The organism is Brevibacterium antiquum, from assembly GCF_016107655.1.
GTDB lineage: Bacteria > Actinomycetota > Actinomycetes > Actinomycetales > Brevibacteriaceae > Brevibacterium > Brevibacterium antiquum.
On sequence record NZ_JABASX010000002.1, the window covers coordinates 422245 to 441574 of the forward strand.

Annotated in this window: 18 protein-coding genes; 7 read left to right on the plus strand and 11 right to left on the minus strand. The window is 63.8% G+C overall.

The annotated features are described in order from the left end of the window. Nucleotides 1-43: 43 nt before the first annotated feature. The 6 genes from JFC13_RS05140 to JFC13_RS05165 form a co-directional block, all read right to left on the minus strand. Complete coding sequence (locus JFC13_RS05140) at nucleotides 44-601, minus strand: PadR family transcriptional regulator (RefSeq protein WP_198396013.1); 558 nt, start codon at nucleotides 599-601, stop codon at nucleotides 44-46. A 305-nt stretch (nucleotides 602-906) separates the two neighbouring features. After that, nucleotides 907-1686, minus strand: a complete 780-nt coding sequence (pstB, locus tag JFC13_RS05145; RefSeq protein WP_125188314.1) for a phosphate ABC transporter ATP-binding protein PstB — start codon at nucleotides 1684-1686, stop codon at nucleotides 907-909. Between the two features lie 64 nt (nucleotides 1687-1750). Further along, a complete protein-coding gene (pstA, locus tag JFC13_RS05150; RefSeq protein ID WP_198396014.1) occupies nucleotides 1751-2890 on the minus strand; it encodes a phosphate ABC transporter permease PstA in 1140 nt (379 codons plus the stop codon). Nucleotides 2891-2892: 2 nt separating this feature from the next. After that, complete coding sequence (gene pstC / locus JFC13_RS05155) at nucleotides 2893-3783, minus strand: phosphate ABC transporter permease subunit PstC (protein WP_198396098.1); 891 nt, start codon at nucleotides 3781-3783, stop codon at nucleotides 2893-2895. Nucleotides 3784-4019: 236 nt separating this feature from the next. After that, complete coding sequence (gene pstS, locus JFC13_RS05160; protein WP_332839335.1) at nucleotides 4020-5120, minus strand: phosphate ABC transporter substrate-binding protein PstS; 1101 nt, start codon at nucleotides 5118-5120, stop codon at nucleotides 4020-4022. A 166-nt stretch (nucleotides 5121-5286) separates the two neighbouring features. Then, nucleotides 5287-5436, minus strand: coding sequence for a hypothetical protein (locus JFC13_RS05165; protein WP_198396016.1), 150 nt, complete (start codon nucleotides 5434-5436; stop codon nucleotides 5287-5289). A gap of 21 nt (nucleotides 5437-5457) precedes the next feature. Between JFC13_RS05165 and JFC13_RS05170 the strand changes: the two genes are divergently transcribed. Then, nucleotides 5458-6273: a methyltransferase domain-containing protein gene (locus tag JFC13_RS05170; protein WP_198396017.1), complete on the plus strand. Its 816-nt coding sequence runs from the start codon at nucleotides 5458-5460 to the stop codon at nucleotides 6271-6273. 45 nt (nucleotides 6274-6318) lie between these two features. On the opposite strand, the gene JFC13_RS05175 is transcribed toward JFC13_RS05170, so the two are convergent. From JFC13_RS05175 to JFC13_RS05195, 5 genes are all read right to left on the minus strand, one after another. Beyond that, nucleotides 6319-7293, minus strand: coding sequence for an NUDIX hydrolase (locus JFC13_RS05175; protein WP_198396018.1), 975 nt, complete (start codon nucleotides 7291-7293; stop codon nucleotides 6319-6321). Next, nucleotides 7290-9434 carry an RNA degradosome polyphosphate kinase gene (locus tag JFC13_RS05180; protein WP_198396019.1) on the minus strand — a complete coding sequence of 715 codons (2145 nt, stop codon included), beginning with the start codon at nucleotides 9432-9434 and terminating at the stop codon, nucleotides 7290-7292. Before JFC13_RS05180 ends, JFC13_RS05175 begins: the two co-directional genes overlap by 4 nt. A gap of 4 nt (nucleotides 9435-9438) precedes the next feature. Further along, complete coding sequence (gene mshD / locus JFC13_RS05185) at nucleotides 9439-10407, minus strand: mycothiol synthase (protein WP_198396020.1); 969 nt, start codon at nucleotides 10405-10407, stop codon at nucleotides 9439-9441. Beyond that, nucleotides 10404-11396 carry a winged helix-turn-helix domain-containing protein gene (locus tag JFC13_RS05190; RefSeq protein WP_408610723.1) on the minus strand — a complete coding sequence of 331 codons (993 nt, stop codon included), beginning with the start codon at nucleotides 11394-11396 and terminating at the stop codon, nucleotides 10404-10406. The genes mshD and JFC13_RS05190 overlap by 4 nt, the downstream gene beginning before the upstream one ends. A gap of 166 nt (nucleotides 11397-11562) precedes the next feature. Next, nucleotides 11563-12378: a class I SAM-dependent methyltransferase gene (locus JFC13_RS05195; protein ID WP_198396021.1), complete on the minus strand. Its 816-nt coding sequence runs from the start codon at nucleotides 12376-12378 to the stop codon at nucleotides 11563-11565. Between the two features lie 187 nt (nucleotides 12379-12565). On the opposite strand from JFC13_RS05195, the gene JFC13_RS05200 reads away from it, so the two are divergent. The 6 genes from JFC13_RS05200 to JFC13_RS05225 all read left to right on the plus strand — a co-directional run bounded on the left by JFC13_RS05200 (nucleotide 12566) and on the right by JFC13_RS05225 (nucleotide 19263). Continuing rightward, nucleotides 12566-13369 (plus strand): ammonia permease, encoded by an 804-nt coding sequence (locus JFC13_RS05200; RefSeq protein ID WP_235350621.1) that lies wholly within the window; start codon nucleotides 12566-12568, stop codon nucleotides 13367-13369. A 250-nt stretch (nucleotides 13370-13619) separates the two neighbouring features. Continuing rightward, nucleotides 13620-14219, plus strand: coding sequence for a nitrobindin family protein (locus JFC13_RS05205; protein ID WP_198396022.1), 600 nt, complete (start codon nucleotides 13620-13622; stop codon nucleotides 14217-14219). Between the two features lies 1 nt (nucleotide 14220). Beyond that, nucleotides 14221-15357, plus strand: a complete 1137-nt coding sequence (gene ygfZ, locus JFC13_RS05210; RefSeq protein WP_198396023.1) for a CAF17-like 4Fe-4S cluster assembly/insertion protein YgfZ — start codon at nucleotides 14221-14223, stop codon at nucleotides 15355-15357. A gap of 229 nt (nucleotides 15358-15586) precedes the next feature. Further along, entirely contained in the window at nucleotides 15587-16951 is a 1365-nt protein-coding gene (gene gabT / locus JFC13_RS05215) for a 4-aminobutyrate--2-oxoglutarate transaminase (protein ID WP_198396024.1), read from the plus strand. Nucleotides 16952-17272: 321 nt separating this feature from the next. After that, entirely contained in the window at nucleotides 17273-18571 is a 1299-nt protein-coding gene (locus JFC13_RS05220) for a sensor histidine kinase (RefSeq protein WP_198396025.1), read from the plus strand. After that, complete coding sequence (locus tag JFC13_RS05225) at nucleotides 18568-19263, plus strand: response regulator (RefSeq protein ID WP_198396026.1); 696 nt, start codon at nucleotides 18568-18570, stop codon at nucleotides 19261-19263. Before JFC13_RS05220 ends, JFC13_RS05225 begins: the two co-directional genes overlap by 4 nt. The last annotated feature ends 67 nt before the right edge of the window (nucleotides 19264-19330 follow it).

Sequence of the window (19330 nt, forward strand, 5' to 3'; positions counted from 1 at the left end):
GGATCCGACCGTAACGAGCCCGAAGGGTTCGCGCCGTCACTGCTCAGTCCTCGGCGAGGATCGAATACAGTCTGCGCTTGGTGTCCTCGAGCGCGGTGACCGCCTCGGCGACCTGCTCCTTGCTGCCGGACCGGCCGACCTGAGCTGCTGCCTGCGCCAGCTCGACGCCGGCCTTGGCCAGATTTGCGGCCCTGGGCGCTTCGGGCTTTTTCGCCGATTCCCACGGAGCATTGGACTCCGGCTCGGATGCGACCTGCTCGCGTCCGGCCTCGGTGAGTGAATAGGTCTTGCGCCCGCTGGAGGACTCGGAGCTGATGAGGCCCTCATCCGTGAGCAGCTGCAGCGTCGGATAGACCGATCCCGGGCTGGGCTTCCAGCTGCCGCCGCTGCGTTCTTCGATCTCTTGAATGATCTGGTAGCCGTGCATCGGGGCTTCGGCCAGCAGCGTGAGGATTCCGGCGCGGACATCCCCGCGGTTCATGCGGAACGGCTGTTTGGGGTTGAAGGATGAGCGCAGCTGCTCCACCGCTTCCCAGATATTCGCCCCGCCCCAATCGCCGTTCCGACGAGAGAAACTTCCGTGATTGAATGGCTCGTTCATGATGACCTCCAGGTCTGATCGAATCGCCTTGACGATATATAACGATATATCGGCGATGGGTTGCTGGGAAGGTCGTTCGGTCGACTGCGGAGGCAACTCCCAGACCATGTTCAGGCCGGGGTGTGATGGCGAGGTCTCTTGGGGTGGAGACCTCGCCCCTTAACCACTATGAGCCGTGAATACAGGTAACGGTTGGTAACTTCCTCGCGATCCGAGCTCTTGGATTGCGACGAAGTTACCAACCGTTGGACATTCTCGCTGAGGACTGCGGTCGCCGCCCACGCAGCCGCAGGCCAGGCTTCAGATCATCCGAAGCGGCCGGAGATGTAGTTCTCGGTCTCTTCCTTCTCAGGGTTGGAGAAGATCGTCGAGGTCTCGTTGAACTCGATGAGCTTGCCCGGCTTGCCGGTGCCTGCGATGTTGAAGAACGCGGTCTTGTCGGACACGCGAGCGGCCTGCTGCATGTTGTGAGTGACGATGACGACCGTGTACTGGTCCTTGAGGTCGTTGATGAGATCCTCGATGGCCAGTGTGGAGATCGGATCCAGAGCGGAGCACGGTTCGTCCATGAGCAGGACCTCGGGCTCAACGGCGATCGCGCGGGCGATGCACAGGCGCTGCTGCTGACCGCCGGAGAGTCCCGAGCCGGGCAGGCTGAGGCGGTCCTTGACCTCGTTCCAGAGGTTGGCGCCACGCAGCGCGCGCTCGGTGAGGTCATCGGCCTCTGACTTGGACATGCGGCGGCTGTTGAGACGCACACCGGCCAGCACGTTCTCCTTGATGCTCATGGTGGGGAACGGGTTCGCACGCTGGAAGACCATGCCGACCTCTCGGCGCACGTTGACCGGGTCGACGCCTGCTCCGTAGATGTCATTTCCGTCCATGAGGACCTGACCGGAGACGCTGGCGCCCGGAATCACTTCGTGCATCCGGTTGAGGGTGCGCAGCACTGTGGACTTACCGCAGCCCGAGGGGCCGATGAGGGCCGTGACCGAGCGGGGCTTGATCTGCATCTGCACACCATCGACGGCGCGGAAGTCGCCGTAGAAGATGTCGAGATCCTTGATGTCGATCTGCTTGGACAATGTGTTTCCCTATCTGTGGAATGTCTGGAACAAGTATGGCGTGCGTCGGGGTCTCAGCGCTTCATCAGCGTCCTGCCTTCGGAGCCAGCACCTTCGCAATGACGCGGGCCAAGAGGTTGAGGAGCATGACCAGGGCGACGAGGACGAGGGCTGCTGCCCAGGCTCGCTCGGAGCTGGCCAGGGCGGCATCGCCGGGAGAGACCGGCCGCAGCTGCGAATCGTAGATGAAGGTCGGCAGAGTCGACATCCAACCGGAGAACAGGTTCCAGTTGAGAGCCTTGGCGAATCCGGCGGTGACCATGATCGGTGCGGTTTCGCCGATGACGCGGGCGATCGCGATAGTGATGCCGGAGAGGATGCCCGACACCGAGGTGGGCAGAACGATTTTGACGATCGTCTTCCACTTCGGCACGCCCAGTGCGTAGGACGCCTCTCGCAGATCCATCGGGACCAGGCGTAGGATCTCCTCCGTGTTGCGCACGACGATCGGAATCATGAGCACCGACAGTGCTACGGCGGCGGTGAAGCCTGTCTTCGCGATGCCTGCCGCGTCCGGCATGATGAACCCTGCGATGGTGGAGAACAGCGCGAAGGCGAAGAGTCCGGCGACGATCGAGGGGATGCCGGTCATGACGTCGACGAGGAAGGTGATGGCCTTGCCCAGTCTGTTCTTCGCAGCGTATTCGACGAGGTAGATTGCGGTCAGCACGCCGATGGGGATCGAGATGATGCAGGCCATGACCGTGATCAGCACGGTGCCGACGATCGCGTGGTAGAAGCCACCGGCAATTGTTGCTTCACCGGCGACGTACTGCTGGTCGAGGACGCCCTTCATGCCGAGCATCGTGCGGGAGAGGAGGTCGAAGCTGATAGCGGCTCCGCCCTTGGAGATGGTCATCCAGAGCAGTGATATGAGGGGAACACAGGCGAGGATAAACGAGGATGTGACGACGGTGGTGGCCACCCGGTCGGTGGCCTTGCGGCGGCCCTCGTAGGCTCCGGAGAGCGCGAAGACGGCCACCACGTTGATGAGTCCGGCGAGGACTGCGACAACTGGGATGTTGAACCCGCCGAAAGCGATGAAGCTGATGATGATCGCGACGATGATCGAGGCGACTGCAACCACCCATGGTGTGGCTTTGGGCAGCTGCTTCGAGGTCAGGGTGCGGGACGTGGTCGTCGAATTGTTCGTAGTAGTCAACATTCTCAACTGCCCTTCACCGAGGTCTTGGCAACAATTGCACGTGCGCCCATATTCACCAGCAAGGTGATGACGAAGAGGACGAGGCCGACCGTGATCAGCTCGGACAGCCGCAGTCCGGCGGCTTCGGGGAAGTTCTGCGCGATCTCAGACGCGATGGTCTGGTTGCCGCTGACGACCAGGGACGCGGTGAGCAGGCCGGGGGAGAGGATCATGGCCACGGCCATGGTTTCTCCGAGTGCGCGGCCGAGGCCGAGCATGGTCGCCGAGGCGATGCCGGACTTTCCGAACGGCAGCACCGACATGCGGATCATCTCCCAGCGCGTTGCGCCGAGAGCCAGGGCAGCTTCTTCCTGCAGACGGGGAGTCTGCAGGAAGATCTCACGGGTCAGGGAGGTGATGATCGGCAGGATCATGATGGAGAGTACGAGAGAGGCCGTCAGCAGTGTGCGGCCGGTGTTCGACACATCGCCGTTCGCATCGGGAGCGAAGATCGGGATCCAGCCGAACCACTTCGACAGCCACAGGTAGAACTCTGTGAGGCTGCCGGCGAGGGCGATTCCCCAGAGGCCGTAGACGACCGAGGGGATCGCAGCAAGCAGGTCGATGACGTAGCCGAGGACCGGTGCCAGCTTCCGTGGTGCCATGTGCGTGGTGAACAGTGCGATGCCGAGTGCGAACGGGGTGGCCACGAGCAGCGCGATAGCGGAGGAGATCAGTGTGCCGATGACAAGCGGCCAGACGTAGGAGAAGAACCCCTTGCCGCCGGTGATCGAGCTCGGATCATTGACCTGGGCGTCGATGGTGTCCGTAGACTGCGCCAGAAGGAACAGTGCGACTCCGGCCAGGATGAGCAGGATCAGGATGCCGGCGATGAGGGTCGCGGCCGAGAAGATTCGGTCACCGGGACGAACGACGGCTTTGGGCCTCTGGCCCGTGCCGGACTCGGGTTGTGAGTCCGGCTCAGGTGCTCCGGCAGGGCCGGACACTGTGGTCTGTGTGCTGGTCGGCACAAGTGCTCCTCATGAAACTTGCGGTGGATCCGGTGGACGGGTCCCTAGGCACCGAAGAGCGGCGCAGGGTCGCTGCGCCGCTCTTCGACATATCAATTCTGCAGGTCAGCAGGCAAGAATCAGCCTTCAACCTTGATCGAATCGATGACGGTTTCGATCTGCGAACGCAGGTCATCGGACAGTGGTGCGGAGCCGGCGGATTCCGCTGCCGACTTCTGTCCTTCTTCGGACACGACGAACTTCTCCCAGGCCTTGACCATGTCCACGGTCTCCTGGTCCTTGTAAGACGAGCAGACGACGTGGTAGGAGACGAGGACGATCGGGTAGGCGCCCGATTCGGTGGTGTCGCGAGCCAGGTCGAAGGCAAGGTCGCCTTCGCTGCGGCCCTTGACCTTGTCGGACGCGTCGACGACCTTGGACGCGGCGTCGGCCGAGAGCTCGACGTATTCGTCGCCGACCTTCACCTTGGCCTTGCTCAGTGATCCGACGGCTGAAGCGTCGGCGTAGCCGATGGCTCCATCGGTGTCGGAGACGGTCTGCACGACACCATCGGTGCCCTGTGCAGCCTCGCCACCGAAGTCCTTCGGGAAGTCGCCGCTGATCTCAGCGTCCCAGTCCTTCTCGGCGGTGGCCTTGAGGTACTCGGCGAAGTTCTCCGTGGTGCCGGAGTCATCGGCACGGTGCACGGCGGTGATCTTCGTGTCGGGGAGATCGGCATCCGGGTTGTCGGCCTTGATCGCCTTGTCGTTCCACTTGCTGATCTCACCCTTGAAGATCTTGGCGATCGTCGAAGGCGCGAGGTTGAGCTCATCGACGCCCTTGACGTTGAAGGTCACTGCGATGGGGGAGATGTAGACGGGGAACTCGTAGGCACCATCGGCGCCGCAAGCTTCTTTGCCCTGCTTGGCCTCGTCGTCGTCGAGGTGAGCGTCAGACCCGGCGAACTGAGCGTTTCCGGCCAGGAACTGCTCACGGCCCGCACCTGAACCGTCAGGGGAGTAGTTGACAGTCACGCCGGAGTTCTCTGAGGCGAAGTCGGCAGTCCATGCGTCCATCGCGGCCTTCTGCGATGAGGCGCCGATTCCGGTCAGTGTGCCCTGCAGGTCACTGTCGCCGCCGCTTGCTTCTTCTCCGGTGGCAGAGGTTCCGCCGCATGCCGACAGGGTGAGTGCGCCGGCTGCGAGGATTGCAGCGGATGGTGCCAGGTGCTTCAGCTTCACGAAGATGCCTTTCGAATATGAGAACACTGTTCGAGATTGCTCGATCTTTCGTGTTTCACGTTAAGGCTCGTGTGTAAAGCTCTGGGAGTCGCTAAGTGAATGGAAGGTGAATGACGCCTGAAGGCTTCGGGTCCGGGCGAGTGCTCCATCACAGGAACCCGCGGATTCATGAAAGGATGCTTGTCGGGACGACGGTGTCCCGATTCCGCTGGGCCGAATCGGCCTGATTTCGCGGGGCCGCGCTGAGGTTCGTCGACCTCTTGTCGATGATCACCGAGGTCCATAGAGTCACGTGCCAGAACATACCGTCATTCATATTCTCGATGAGGAGAAGCCCATGTCAGCCGAGCACCACTACATGTTCGAAGACGCCCTAGAGGAAGAGATCCGGCTGCGTGAGCAGTCGACCGTCCTGGATCCTCTGACCGAAGAGCTGCTTGTTCGAGCCGGAGTCGGTCCCGGGATGAAGGTGCTGGATCTTGGCACCGGGACCGGAGCCGTGGCCGCGATCGCAGCGAAGCTCGTCGGAGAGACCGGCTATGTTCTCGGCATCGACCGGGACGTCGAGTCCCTGACGGCTGCCCGAGCAGTCCTGGCCGGTGTGCCCCAAGTCGAATTCGCCGAGGCGGTTCTTCCCGATCTGGAACTCGACGGCTCCTTCGACGCCGTCGTCGGTCGGGCAGTGATCATGCACGTCCCCGATCCCGAGGCGGTCCTGCGCTCTGCCGCCCTGCAGCTTCGTCCGGGTGGGCTGCTGTGCATGCACGAACCCGATATGACCTACATGTGGACGAACGAGGAGACCCCGCTCTGGAACCGTGCGCGCACCTGGATCCTCCAGGCCTTCGATGAGCTCGGCGTGCATGCCCAGATGGGGCCGGAGCTCTTCACCGCTTACCGTGCAGCGGGCCTGCCGGATCCGAAGATGATGATGGGTGCTCCGGTGGGCGGACGCGGGGAGTCGCCTGCTTTCGGATGGTCGAACATCATCACTGCGGTCGTGCCGCTGCTCGAGAGACTGGGGATCGCCAGCGCCGAGGAGGTCGGGATCGACACGCTCACTGATCGGCTCAATGATGAGATCGATGCCCTCGACGGCATGGTCATGGGCCCGCCGATGTACGGAGCATGGTGCAGACTCCCCGCCCACTGAGGAAGCAGCCCCACTGAGGAACCAAGTCCCGCTGAGGAACCAGTCTCAGGCGTCGATCGGGCGGATCCGTTCGAATTCGACGATGCGTGGCACTGCGCCCGGACGCACATAGGCGACGAGGATCTCACCGGGTTTGAGGTAGGGGTCTTCGCGCGGCAGCTTCTCCGCGATGCGCTGTGGGGCGTACTTCGCATAGACCTCGAGGATCAGCGGCAGGACAGGCCGGTGGGTGCAGTAGATGACCGGCCTGCCCTTCTCCAGCAGCTTCTCGATGAATCGGGAGGTCTTGTCGGGGTTCGCAGAGCTCGCCTTCTCGCTCAGACTCGAAGCCCTTCGGATCGGCTTGCCGGTCGCCGCGGACAGCGGAGCGAGCGTGGCCATGCACCGCTTCCAGGGGCTCGAGATCAGTCTCTTCGTCCCCCACGCAGAGAGCAGCCCGGTCAGTGCCATGGCCTGGCGGGTCCCCAGAGCCAGCAGCGGGCGCACGTGCTCCGTCTCATGCCACTTCGCTCGGGGAAATGCCTTCCCGTGGCGGACGAGGATCAGAGGCCAGGCACGCAGTGCGTTGGTCGAATCGAACTTCTCCAGCGCATCGAGCTGGTCGCGATCCGCGTAGGAAGTCAGCTTTGTTCGCGCCTCGCCGACGGGAAACCACCTCACCTCGTCGACCTCGCGTTGGTTCATCGGCGTGAAGGTGTGCTCGCCCTTGACCTGTGCTGACCAGTAGAAGACCTTCTTGAGGTACTTTCCGCTGACCATGTATTCCGCCGCGGGCAGGGGGACGCCGAGGGTGATGTCGAGTCCCGTCTCCTCCTTGACCTCGCGAATCGCCGTCTCCGGAAGGGTCTCGCCGGATTCCACCTTGCCCTTGGGCCAGGACCAGTCGTTGTAGCGGGGGCGGTGGATGAGAGCGACTTCGAGTCCTTCGCTGCCATTGCGCCAGCACAGGGCGCCGGCGGCGAGGATATCGGCGGTGACGCGTGAGGACGCCTGCGCGGAACCGACCGATTTCGGGCTCAAGCCTCTTCTCCGATCTGTCGGCGCTTGCGATGTCGGCGGATGAGCTCCGTCTGGTATTCGGTGAGCCGGTTGCCCTCATCGTCGTGGGTGCTGCGCGTCCATTTGCCGTCAGCGGCGAGCACGAACGCCGAGGTGGTGTCGGCGAAGGCGAGGTCGAAGAGTTCGATGATCTCCGCTTTGTGAGTCGGGGCGACGAGCTCGACGAGCGTTTCGACGCGGCGGTCGAGGTTCCGGTGCATCATGTCAGCTGATCCGATGTAGACGAGAGGATCGCCGCCGTTGCCGAAGACGAAGGTCCGCGAATGCTCGAGGAAGCGGCCGAGCACGGACCGTACTGTGATGTTCTCACTCACGCCGGGGATGCCCGGTCGCAGGGCGCAGATGCCGCGGACGAAGACCTCGACCTGGACTCCGGCCCGGGATGCCATGTATAGGGCATCGATGATCGCCTCGTCGACGATGGAATTGACCTTGATCCGGATCATGCCGGCACCACCTTCCTCGGCGATGGCGATCTCCTTGTCGATGAGTTCGGTCAGCCCCGAACGGACCCGGGTGGGGGCGACGAGCAGGCGCGAGTATTCGGCCAGGGGCGCGTAGCCCGAGAGCTGGTTGAACAGCTTCGTCAGGTCATCGGCGACGCTCTTGTCCTTGGTCAGCAGCCCGAAGTCCTCGTAGCCTCGCGCTGTCTTCGGGTGATAGTTGCCGGTGCCGACGTGGCAGTAGCGGGTCAGACCCTCAGCCTCCTGGCGGACGACGAGGGAGAGCTTTGCGTGGGTCTTGAGCCCGACGATTCCGTAGACGACGTGGACGCCGGCGCGTTCGAGTTTGCGCGCCCACGTGATGTTGGCCTCCTCATCGAACCGGGCCTTGATCTCCACGACCGCGAGCACCTGGATGCCTGCCTGTGCGGCATCGACGAGGGCATCGATGATCGGGGAGTCGCCGGAAGTGCGGTAGAGGGTCTGCTTGATGGCGAGCACGTTCTTGTCCGCTGCCGCCTGCTCAAGGAACGCCTGCACGCTCGTGGAGAACGAGTCGTAGGGATGGTGGAGCAGGATGTCGCGGTTCGACACTGCCGCGAAGACGTCGACCTGGTCGCTGGATTCACGCAGCGACAGGTCCTTATTCATCTGCGGGACCATTTTCCGAAAGTGCAGGTCATCGCGGGGAACGTCGGCGATGTCAGACATGCCGGAGAGATCGAGGGGGGTGGGCAGCTGGTAGATCTCGTTCTCGTCGATGCCGAGTTCGTCCTTGAGCATCTCGCGGACCCGCGGATGGATGTTCTCCGTGATCTCCAACCTCACAGCGGGGCCGAAGCGGCGGCGCAGGAGTTCCTTCTCCAGGGCTTTGAGGAGGTTCTCCGCATCGTCCTCTTCGACCTCGAGGTCCTCATTGCGGGTGACGCGGAAGGTCGAGTGGTGGATGATCTCCATGCCCTCGAAGAGCGTGTCGAGGTGTTCGGCGATGATGTCTTCGAGCGCGACGAAGCGGGCGGGGACGTCGCGGCCGGCGGGGCGATCCGTGGCCGTGGCGACATTGAAGAACCGGGGCAGGCGCGGCGGCACCTTGACCCGGGCGAAGAGCTCCTTGCCGGAATCCTGGTAGCGCAGCAGGACGCCGAGGTTGAGTGAGAGTCCGGAGATGTAGGGAAACGGGTGGGCCGGGTCCACCGCGAGCGGGGTGAGGACAGGGAAGACGTGGCCGGCGAAGAATTCATCGACTCTGGCGCGTTCGTCCTCGGTGAGCTCGTCCACCTGGACCTTCGTGATCGACTCCGCATCGAGGCGAGGACCGATGTCGTCCTTGAGCAGGGCGGCGTGGCGGGTCATGAGGTCATGTGCCCGGACGCCGATCGCGTGCATGACCTGCAGCGGCATCCGGCCGGTGACGCTGGGCACCGCCAAACCGGTGTTGATGCGGCGTTTGAGGCCGGCGACGCGGACCATGAAGAACTCGTCGAGGTTGGTTGCGAAGATGGAGAGGAATCGGACCCTTTCCAGCAGCGGCATATCAGGGTCGGAGGCGAGATCGAGGACACGCTCGTTGAACGCCAGCCAGCTGAGCTCCCGGTCGAGGAATCGATCCTCTGGATCCGGCAGACCCAGTTCCGCTCCGACTGCAGTGATGTCGTACATCGCTCTACTCCTGATTGCGTTCGGTCGAGGAAGCCGGCGCATAGGACACGTGCGCCACCGCGACATGGAATCCCAGCCGCTCGTACAAGCCTAGCGCCGGCGCATTGTCGGATTCGACGTAGAGTTCGATCACACTCGCACCGGCGGCGACCATCCGGCGCATGCCCTCGATCGTCAGCGCCTTGCCCACACCCTTGGCATGGATGCTCGGGTCGACCCCGACGACATAGACCTCGCCGAGGCGGCCCTCAGCGTCGGCGTCCGTGAGCTTGGTCTGGTGGAAGCCGATGACCTGGCCAGCCCGGATGGCGAGGATCACCGAATCCGGGTCGAAGTCGGGTGCCTGGATGATCTCGGCGAAGTCCTCGGCCGTCTGCGACCCCTGCTCCGGGTGCCAGTCGAACGCCGCATTGTTGACTCGCCACCAACCGTCCTCATCGCCGGGGGCGAAGGAGCGGATGGTGACACCCTCCGGCGCCGAGGTCTGCGGCAGGTCATCGAGTGAGAGACCCGAACCGGTGCGCATCTGGTAGAGAACGCGATCACGACCGAGGTCGTGCTTCTTCGCCAGTGCCTGTGCGCCCGGGTGGTCGCCGTGTGACCAGCACCAGGAGTCGGGCTCTTCCTGAAGGATCGTCGACAGCAGCTCTCCGCCCAGGCCCTGACCGCGGTGATCGGGGTCGATGAGGAATTCGGCCGCATGACGATCGCCCTGGAGCGCGCGGATGCCGAAGCCGATGAGAGCGCCGTCGTCGGCGTTCGAGTCTGCTGAGTCGTCGGCATAGATTCGCCATACGCTGGAAGCCGTCTGCGCCGAATGAGATTCGTCCTCGCCGGTGGCGATGGCCAGGAGTCCGCCGGAGATCTCAGCGGACCCATCGGCTGCTGTCACGCGGTCGAGGAAGGTCAGCTCCGCGTCGGCGAGGGTGGTGATCGGGGTTCCGATCACGGCTCCGCTGGCTTCGATTCTCATACCTTCACGTCCTCCTCGTTCGACTCTGCTTCCGGCCGTTCATGCTCCGGCCGTTCATGCTCTGGCTGTTCGTGCTCCGCGACCTCGTCAGTGGCCGACGCTTCGTCGGCTTCCACCGCTGCGTCGGTGTCTGGCGTCTCTTCGGTATCTGACTCTGCCTCGTCACCGTCGCCGTGTGCGGCCGCGGAGTCGGGGCTGAAGCGGTAGCCGACGTAGCGGACGGTGTGGATGGCGTTCTCGAAGTCTTTGCCGAGTTTCGCACGCACGCGGCGGACATGCACATCGACGGTGCGGGTCCCTCCGAAGTAGTCATCGCCCCACACCGCGAGCAGGATCTCGTCGCGGGTGAAGACTCGTTCGGGGTGCATCGCGAAGAACTTCAGCAGGGCGAATTCGCGGTAGGTCAGATCGAGGCTGCGCTCGCCCAGGTGTGCGGTGAACGCGGTCTCGTCGATGCGCAGAGCGCCGCTGACGACGATCATGGGCTCGCCCTCGCTCGTCCAAGGGCCGCTGGTGTTCCAGGACGGGCGATCTGGCCGCGATCCTCCGGTGGTGGCTGTCGAGTCGGTTGCACTCACGCCGGCCCCGCCTCCCCACGAGGCGGCACCGTGCGAGGCCAGCGCCCGGTGGTGATCACGTGCCAGACGCAGGCGGGCCTCCACCTCGGCGGGGCCGGCAGTGGTGAGGACGATGTCGGACACGTTCCATTTCGCCGAGGCGGTGGCCAGTCCGCCTTCGCTGAGCACGACGATGATCGGAGCTGCGATGCGCGTCTGCGCCACCGCCTCGGCGATAGCAGGTGCCAAGGACAGGTCCAGGCAGGCGTCGGCGACGACGATGTCGGCAGTGAGCGAGTTGGAGTCTGCCCGGCTCAGATGATCGAGGCTGAGGCGTTCGATCTGGTGGCCGAGATACTGCAGGGACTCTGGGGCGACGGGGGAGTCGAGGCGGGGTGCAGGGCAGATGTGCAGGATTCGCATGTGCTCCATCCACCTCCTCGGACTCGGCTCGGCCGCTGAAGTAGCAGCCTGGGAAAAGTATACCGAGGGTGCCCGGCTGTGCTTCTCCGATACCTAGGGGAGGGCAACAGGTCACAGGGGATGGGTCAACGGGTGACAGGAGAGAACGGGTCACACGAGAAGTGAGGGATGCCGGTCATGCGCTCGGCTTGCGTCCTGTCGTGTACGTCAGCGAGAAGAAGCGCGCACGGAACTCGGGGTCGGTGAGCATGGTGCGGTAGCGGTCCAGGTCTTCTCGACGGAGGCCGGTGGCGAGGAGCCCTTCCTCATTCTGCAGGCTGAGGTTCAGATGGTAGCTCGTCCAGGGTCCACCGCCGCGGGCGAGGGGAACGAGGTGCTGCGCGGCGACATCCGCGAGCCCGGCTCCGAACATCTCGACCTCGGTCCGGTCGGCCCAGCCGTAGTCGCAGTCGACTTCCGGGCCGAACCGCTGATACGCCGCGTGGTTGTATCTCCGCCACACCGCGTGGTCGGATTCCTCCGGTGCCACGAGCAGTTCTGCGGCGACACCGACATCTGCGATGACGAGCCATCCTCCGGGAGCCAGCTGCTCGACGAGCTGGGCGAAGACCCGTCTCCGGGCAGGCAGGTGGGCGAGGACCAGGCGCGCATGGATGAGGTCGTACGGCCCGATGGGGACGCCGTTGTGGACATCGTGATGGACGACATCGACATCCGGCGATGCAACCAGGTTCGTCACGTCCTTGTCGACAGCCAGGACGCTGCCACCGAAGTCTGCTGCCATCATCTCGGCGATGGAGCCGTTTCCGGCTCCGACCTCAAGATACCTTGCGTTCTCCTTCGGCTGAAGCGACCTCAGCACTGTACGCGTCGTCGGGTCGAGGAGTGCGGATAGAAGGGTGAGCTGCTGTGTGCCCAGATCGGCTCCAATTCCGCAGCTGAGGTCGTATTCGTCGGCGGTGCAGCTGCCTGTTGTCAGCACATTGGCCATGAGATTCTCCATCAGAAGTGAGCAGGTTCGCATCAGCGTAGGTCGCTGCGTCAGGAGTGAACAGGGTCGGCCGTGACTCAGCAGATGCCCGCAACGACAGACGATGAGCGGTGTCGGTGACGTCGGCGGGGATCGCCGACACTGGCCCAAATCGCGTCGCCTCGGCCGAATAAGGCACGATAGTGCTGTGATCAGATGGATTCGAGTAGTTGTCGCGCTGGCCTTGGCGTTGGCCCTCAGTGCCTCCGTGTACTGGGGCTACACCTTGTTCCTGCTGGCGACCGGGCTCATCGTCTTCGGCGTCGCCTACGGCTGGCCGCGACTGACAGACTCACCGCAGCCTCGCGCGACGTCGATCATGCTCGGCCTCTTCGGCGTGGCCGGACTGCTCGCGGCGTTCCGCGACGACGCAGCACCCTATCTTGACTGGCTTCCGGTCCTGGCGGGTCTCGGTCTGCTCTGGACCTTCGTGCAGAATCTCACCCGCGGAATGGGTGCCTCTGATGCCGTTGCCAACGTCTCAGCCCAAGTTGCGGGCGTAGTCATCGTCCTGTCCGCGAGCACCTGGGTCGCGGCGATCACCGTGCCCGGCGACAAGGAAGCCATCGTCGTCGGTCTCGTGTCGCTCATCGTCGCCGGTTGCATGACAGCCCTGCCCTGGCCTGCGATCTACACGTCTCCGCTGGCGATTGCGATGCCGGTCGCGGTCGCCGGGATCCTCTCGGTCCTCATCTTCAAGGACGCCATCAGCGTTCCTGTCTCGCTCGTCCTCGGCGGCATCATGGGGCTGTTGGTCGCCGGCGTCGACCGCATGCTCGGACTCATCGCCTATAGCCAGTACCAGGCTGTGAGCCTTGAACTCTCCCAGAACATCGAGTTGAAGAAGAACGTGGAGAAGGCCCGCAGCTTCGCCGTTCAGCTCGCGCTCGGGGCCGCACCCATCGCCCTCGGCGGTGTCGTCGTCTATTCCCTGGAGCGCATCGCCTTCTGACCTCGGCTGTGAGGTCCGACACGGTGAGCGCGACTCCGCGTTGAGACCGTGCTCAGGTTCGTGCTGAAGCCGTGCGCAGAGCACGGACTGAGTGCGCATACCGCAGATGGGAAATGTAGACTGGGAGCATGGATAACCTTGTCGCTCTCGAAATCGTCTTCTCCAGTCTCGTCGGCATTGCCGCTCTCGGCGCCCTGGGCGTCGGAGTCAAGGTCGTCACGGCTCTGTTCAAAGACAATCGCTGAACTCAATGATCGAACTTGATGCCTCGGTTCACCCTGAGCTCGTTCCCCTGTCCTGGCTGATCGGTTCGTGGGAAGGCGTCGGAGTCGTCGGCTACGCGGACACCCCTGAGAAGCAGTTCGGCCAGCGCGTCGACTTCGTCGCTCATCCCGGAACCCCGTTCCTGCAGTACACCGCGCATGCGTGGCTGCTGAGTGAGGACGGGGAACTGGAATCGACGCTGACTCTGGAGACCGGGATCTGGCAGCTCGTGCGCCCGCGCGATGCCGGTGACGTCGGCCCGGGAATGCTCGTGCCCACCGAAGAGCCCAGCTTCACCTCGGCGGCTGCCGTCGACACTCTGCGCACGAATGATGACGGATTCGAGATCGAAGCCGAGATCGTCCACCCGCACGGCGTGATGGAACTCTACGCAGGCCACGTCAAGGGGCCGCGCATCGACCTCTCCACTGATGTCGTCGCCCGGACCAAGACCGCGAAGGAGTACACGGCCTCGACCCGCATGTACGGCCTCGTCGGTGGGGAGCTCATGTGGGCCTGGGACATGGCCGCACTGGGCCACGAGCTCGCTACACACTCCTCAGCCCGACTGAAGAAGATTGCCTGATATGACTGCCTCATCGCTGAATCGCCCACTGAGCTCCACCGCGGTATTCGGCGGCGAAGGGCTCGAGCACACCCCGGCCCACTACGGCTCGCCGCTGCGCGAACAGCGGGCACTGCTCGAAAAGGGCGCGATCGTCGATCTGCCCCACCTGCGGATCCTGCGTCTGAGCGGAGCCGATCGCCTCACCTGGCTGAACTCCATCACCACGCAGAAGCTCGACACCCTGGCGCCGGGCGTGTCCACAGAGACTCTCGTCCTTGACCCGAACGGCCGCATCGAAGGCTGGCTGAAGCTCGTCGACGACGGCGAATCGCTGTGGGCGATCAGTGAGCTGCGCACCGACGAGACTCTCGAATTCCTCCGCACGATGGTCTTCATGATGCGGGTGACGATCGATGACGTCAGCGATGAGTTCCAATGCATCGGCGCCGTCGTGAAGCTCCCCGACAGCCTGCCCATGACCCAGCTGTGGTCCGATCCCTGGCCGCACATCGGGACCGGTTCGGCCTCATACGCCGAGGTCGATCTCGGACTCGAGGTGGCAGGGGAGGACCACCCCGGGCTCGAGACTCAGTTCGTCATCGGCATCATCGCGCGCACGGACCTGCGGGCCACCTCGGCGAGCGAATTCACGATGGCCGGGTTCGACGCCTGGGAAGCCGTGCGGATCGCCGCCTGGCGTCCGGGTGTGAACGAGATCGACCACAAGTCACTCGTCGGCGAACTCGATCTGCTGCGTACCTCGGTGCACCTGGCCAAGGGCTGCTACCGCGGTCAGGAGGCCGTGGCCCGCGTGCACAACCTGGGCCAGCCGCCTCGCAGGCTCGTCTTCGTTCACCTCGACGGATCCGGGCACATCCAGCCCGAAGCCGGCGCCGAGGTGCTCGCTGAGGTCCGCGGTTCCGAACGGTCCGTGGGCCAGCTGACCTCGGTCGCACTGCACTGGGAACTCGGGCCGATCGGCCTGGCCGTGGTCAAACGCAATCTCTCCGCCGAGGCTGAACTCAGCTTCGATCTGGGTGATGACGCACCTCGTGTGGCCGGGGCCCAGGAGACGATCGTCGCGCCCGTGCGCGAACACGACATCGAACTTCCGGGACGCAACAAGGACACCGACATGCGGAATCAGCAACGCTGATTTCCTCGCTCGGCGGAATCAGCGCCGGGGTCCGGGGTTTCGAGGCGCGGAACTGCGATTTCGGCACCCGCAGACCTCGAAATCTGCATTTCGCGCCGTGATTTCTGCACGGTCTGAACCGCACTGAGTGCAACGGAATTCGCATGCGTGGGGTTCGGGATGGGTGCGATCTGCTCACTCTGCGGACGGTAATTGACAAGAACCGTCGTGAGGCTCTATTGTTCCCGTTATGACAGCTTTGGAAATTGGCGGCGAAGCTCTGCCGCAGGAACGTAAGATCGTCACCGAGATCCCCGGGCCGAAGTCCCGCGAGATCGAGGCGCGTCGCCAGTCAGCCGTGGCTCCGGGAGTCGGTTCCAGCCTCCCCGCCTATGTGGTGGCAGCCGGCGGCGGAATCCTCAAGGACGTCGATGGCAACCAGATCATCGACCTGGGGGCCGGCATCGCCGTGACGACGGCAGGCAACTCGAACCCCCGAGTGGTCAAGGCCGCCACCGAGCAGCTCCAGTCATTCACTCACACCTGCTTCATGGTCAACCCCTACGAGGGCTACGTCGAGGTCGCCGAGGCGCTCAACCGCCTGACCCCGGGTAATCACGAGAAGCGCTCCATCCTGCTCAACTCCGGCGCCGAAGCTGTCGAGAACGCTGTCAAGATCGCTCGCGCCCACACCGGCCGCGACGCCGTGGTCGTCTTCGACCACGCTTACCACGGCCGCACGAACCTGACCATGTCGATGACTGCGAAGGCCAACCCCTACAAGGCCGGTTTCGGTCCGTTCGCGGGCGAGGTCTACCGCGCACCCATGTCCTACCCGTTCCGCGACAACGACGCGGCCGGCACCAAAGTCAGCGGTGAGGAGGCGGCCAAGCGCGTCATCACCATGATCGAGAAGCAGATCGGCTCCGAGTACGTCGCTGCTATCGTCATTGAGCCCATCCAGGGTGAGGGCGGCTTCATCGTCCCGGCCGAGGGCTTCCTGCCTGCACTGGTCGAGTACGCCAAGGACAAAGGCATCGTCTTCGTCGCCGACGAGGTTCAGGCAGGCTTCGCCCGCACGGGCAAGATGTTCGCCTCGGAGTGGGAAGAGATCGTCCCTGACATCATCACCACCGCGAAGGGCATCGCCGGCGGTCTGCCGCTTTCGGCCGTGACCGGTCGCGCGGAGATCATGGACTCGGTCGGACCGGGTCGCCTCGGCGGGACCTACGGCGGCAACCCCGTTGCCTGCGCGGCAGCGCTCGGTGCCATCGCCTCCTACGAGGAAGATGGACTCGTTGAGAACGCCGCTCACATCGGCGAGGTCGTCACCGATCGCCTCACCAAGCTGCAGGGCAAGTACCCGGAGGTCGGTGACATCCGCGGTCGCGGCGCCATGATCGCCGCCGAGTTCGTCCAGCACGACACGATCGATCCGAACCCCGAGCTGGTCAAGAAGATCGCAGACTACTGCTCGAAGAACGGTGTCCTCGTGCTCACCACGGGAACCTTCGGCAATATCCTGCGCTTCCTGCCGCCGCTGACGATCTCCGACGAGCTCCTCAACGACGCCTTCGACGTCATCGAAGAGGCAATCGCCGCTTCTGTGGCCTGACAGCTCGAATCCGGCCCCGCTCGCGCGGCAGCGTCTGCGGGTTCTGACGGCGGCGTATCGACCTCATGCGAGGTCGATACGCCGCCGTCGGTCGTTGTGGAGCCGCGCGGGAGTGGTGCTCAACCGCGGTGATATCGTCGAGTCCCAGGGGATGGGGTGATGTCACCGGTTCAATGGGGGATGGTCCGGGTTGTTCACGAGGGGTGTGCTGCTGCGGGGAGTGCCTTTGCAACGCTATCCTGCTTGCCGTGATCGGGCATCGCACGTAAGTATGAGATCGGACTGCTACGGCAGGATTGAGGGTATAGCACAATAGGCTCCATGGCATCAGCGACAGACGACGGCACCATGAGTGCGCTCAACAGATTGTGGCTCGTCTTCCGTGGACCGCGCTTCGTGGATCTGCCCATGCGGCTCCTCGCCCTCATCATGGGGCTGACCGTGCTGATTCCAGGATCGTTCGAGATCGAAGAACCTCGCTATATGGTCCTCCTTGTCTTTGCCTATGCTCTGCTCGTCCTCTCTCCGTTCTTCCCTCTGGCGACGGTGTTCGTCTCGACCGGGTTGAGCCTCGTCTTCGTCGTGCCCTACCCCGACCTGGAGAACATGTTCCCCGAGTCGCTCATCTTCGCCACGGCTGTGCTGTTCAGCCAGCGGCGGTGGGTCGGATCAGCCGTCGCCACCGTGGGACTGGTCGCCTACCTCATCACCTGCACCGAGCTGTCAGCCTACGACGGCGGTATTGCAGGGTTCATCGACTACGGGTACGGCTGGGTCACGTACTCACTGATCGGCTTGGCTGCTGGAGCCGTCGAGCTGAGGATCCAACGCGAGATCCATCGCCGGGAGCGCGCCGCCGTGGAACACCAGCAGGCGCTGCAGTCCTTGCGTGCACGTTTCACCAGCGATATGCACGACACGATCTCGAACTCGCTCGCAACAGAGGGCGCAATCATCAAAGCACTGGCCAGAGGGTCGCGTGATCTCGGCACCAACCGTCAGCTCGCCGAGCTCTCCCTGGTCAACACCGAGGCGTCGAAGCGCCTGCGGCAGCTCGTCACACAACTCAGTGACGGAGACGTGCGGCAGCCCAGAGTTCGGCTGCAGGCCGAGGCGAAAGCACTGGCCACGTCCATTGAGAACGGCTGTGCCGCCGGCGGTGTGGCGTTGATGCTCAATGTCGGCACTCTGCCCCGATACGCATCCCCGGTGCTGGGAGCACATTTCACCGCAATCATGCGAGAACTGGCGACGAACGTCATCCGACACTCCCTGCCGGGAACCGAGTCGAGTCTGACCGTGAGCGTGGATCGTGAGGGACCTGACGCGGCCGTCCTGCGATTCCGCACGGAGAACGAGGCGGCGACGTCGCTGACGCGTCCGCCTCGATCTCTCAGTCGGCGCGCTCAGGCCCTGGGCGGGTCATGCACAACGGGATCGAATCACCAGGGCCGCGTCGTCGTCGACGTCTCCCAGCCGCTGCGATTCAATGACTCGGCCGATGGGGACGAGGCCGACGCTGTCTGTGTCCGCGACGATTTCACCGCTGCGGAGTCCTCCGCAGCTCTCGAAGAGAATGCCGACCGCGACGTATCAGCGACGAAGAGCGAGAGGGTATGAGCGCCTCGGCCGGGTCGGAGATCGACAGCTCGCCAGCAGACGAGCGCATAGTCGTGCTCATCGTCGACGACGATTCGTGGACGACGAGAGCGGTGGCGGCAGCTCTATTCGATGACGGAGGGTTCTCAGTTCTCGAACCTCAGCACTCCGGTGAAGACGCCGTCGAAGCGTTCGATCGTCATCGCCCGGATCTCGTCCTGCTGGATGTCAACATGCATCCGGGGATGAGCGGAGTCGATGCGGCCCGGGAGATCATGTGTCTCGATCCGGAGGCGACGATCGTCGTGCTGACCACTGTCTCGCCCGGGCCGGGAATCACACGTGCGCTCGAGGCCGGAGCGATAGCGGCGGTGAACAAATCCGCCACCGATGCCGAACTCGTTCGCGTCGCGCGAGCGGCAGTCGCAGGTGAGTCTCCGGCCCTGCTGCGATCCTTGGCAGAGGACATCATGATCAGCGGCGATATCGCCGCTGATGGTTCGAGCGCGGTGCCGGCTCTGACTCCGAGTGAGAAGCTCCTGCTCCGGCAGATCTGTGAGGGGATGGACTACTCGGAGATCGCCGAACAGCAGGTCGTCAGCGTCTATACAGTGAAGTCCCACGCTAGAAACCTGCGCATCAAACTGGATGCGAAGAATCTGGCGCAGGTCGTCATCCGTGCCATCCAGTACAAGTTCTACGTTCCCGAATGACGACGCCCTCGTCCAGCTGCGGAATGTCTGAAGCGCAGGCAGGTTCGGGAGATGACCGGGTCACGAG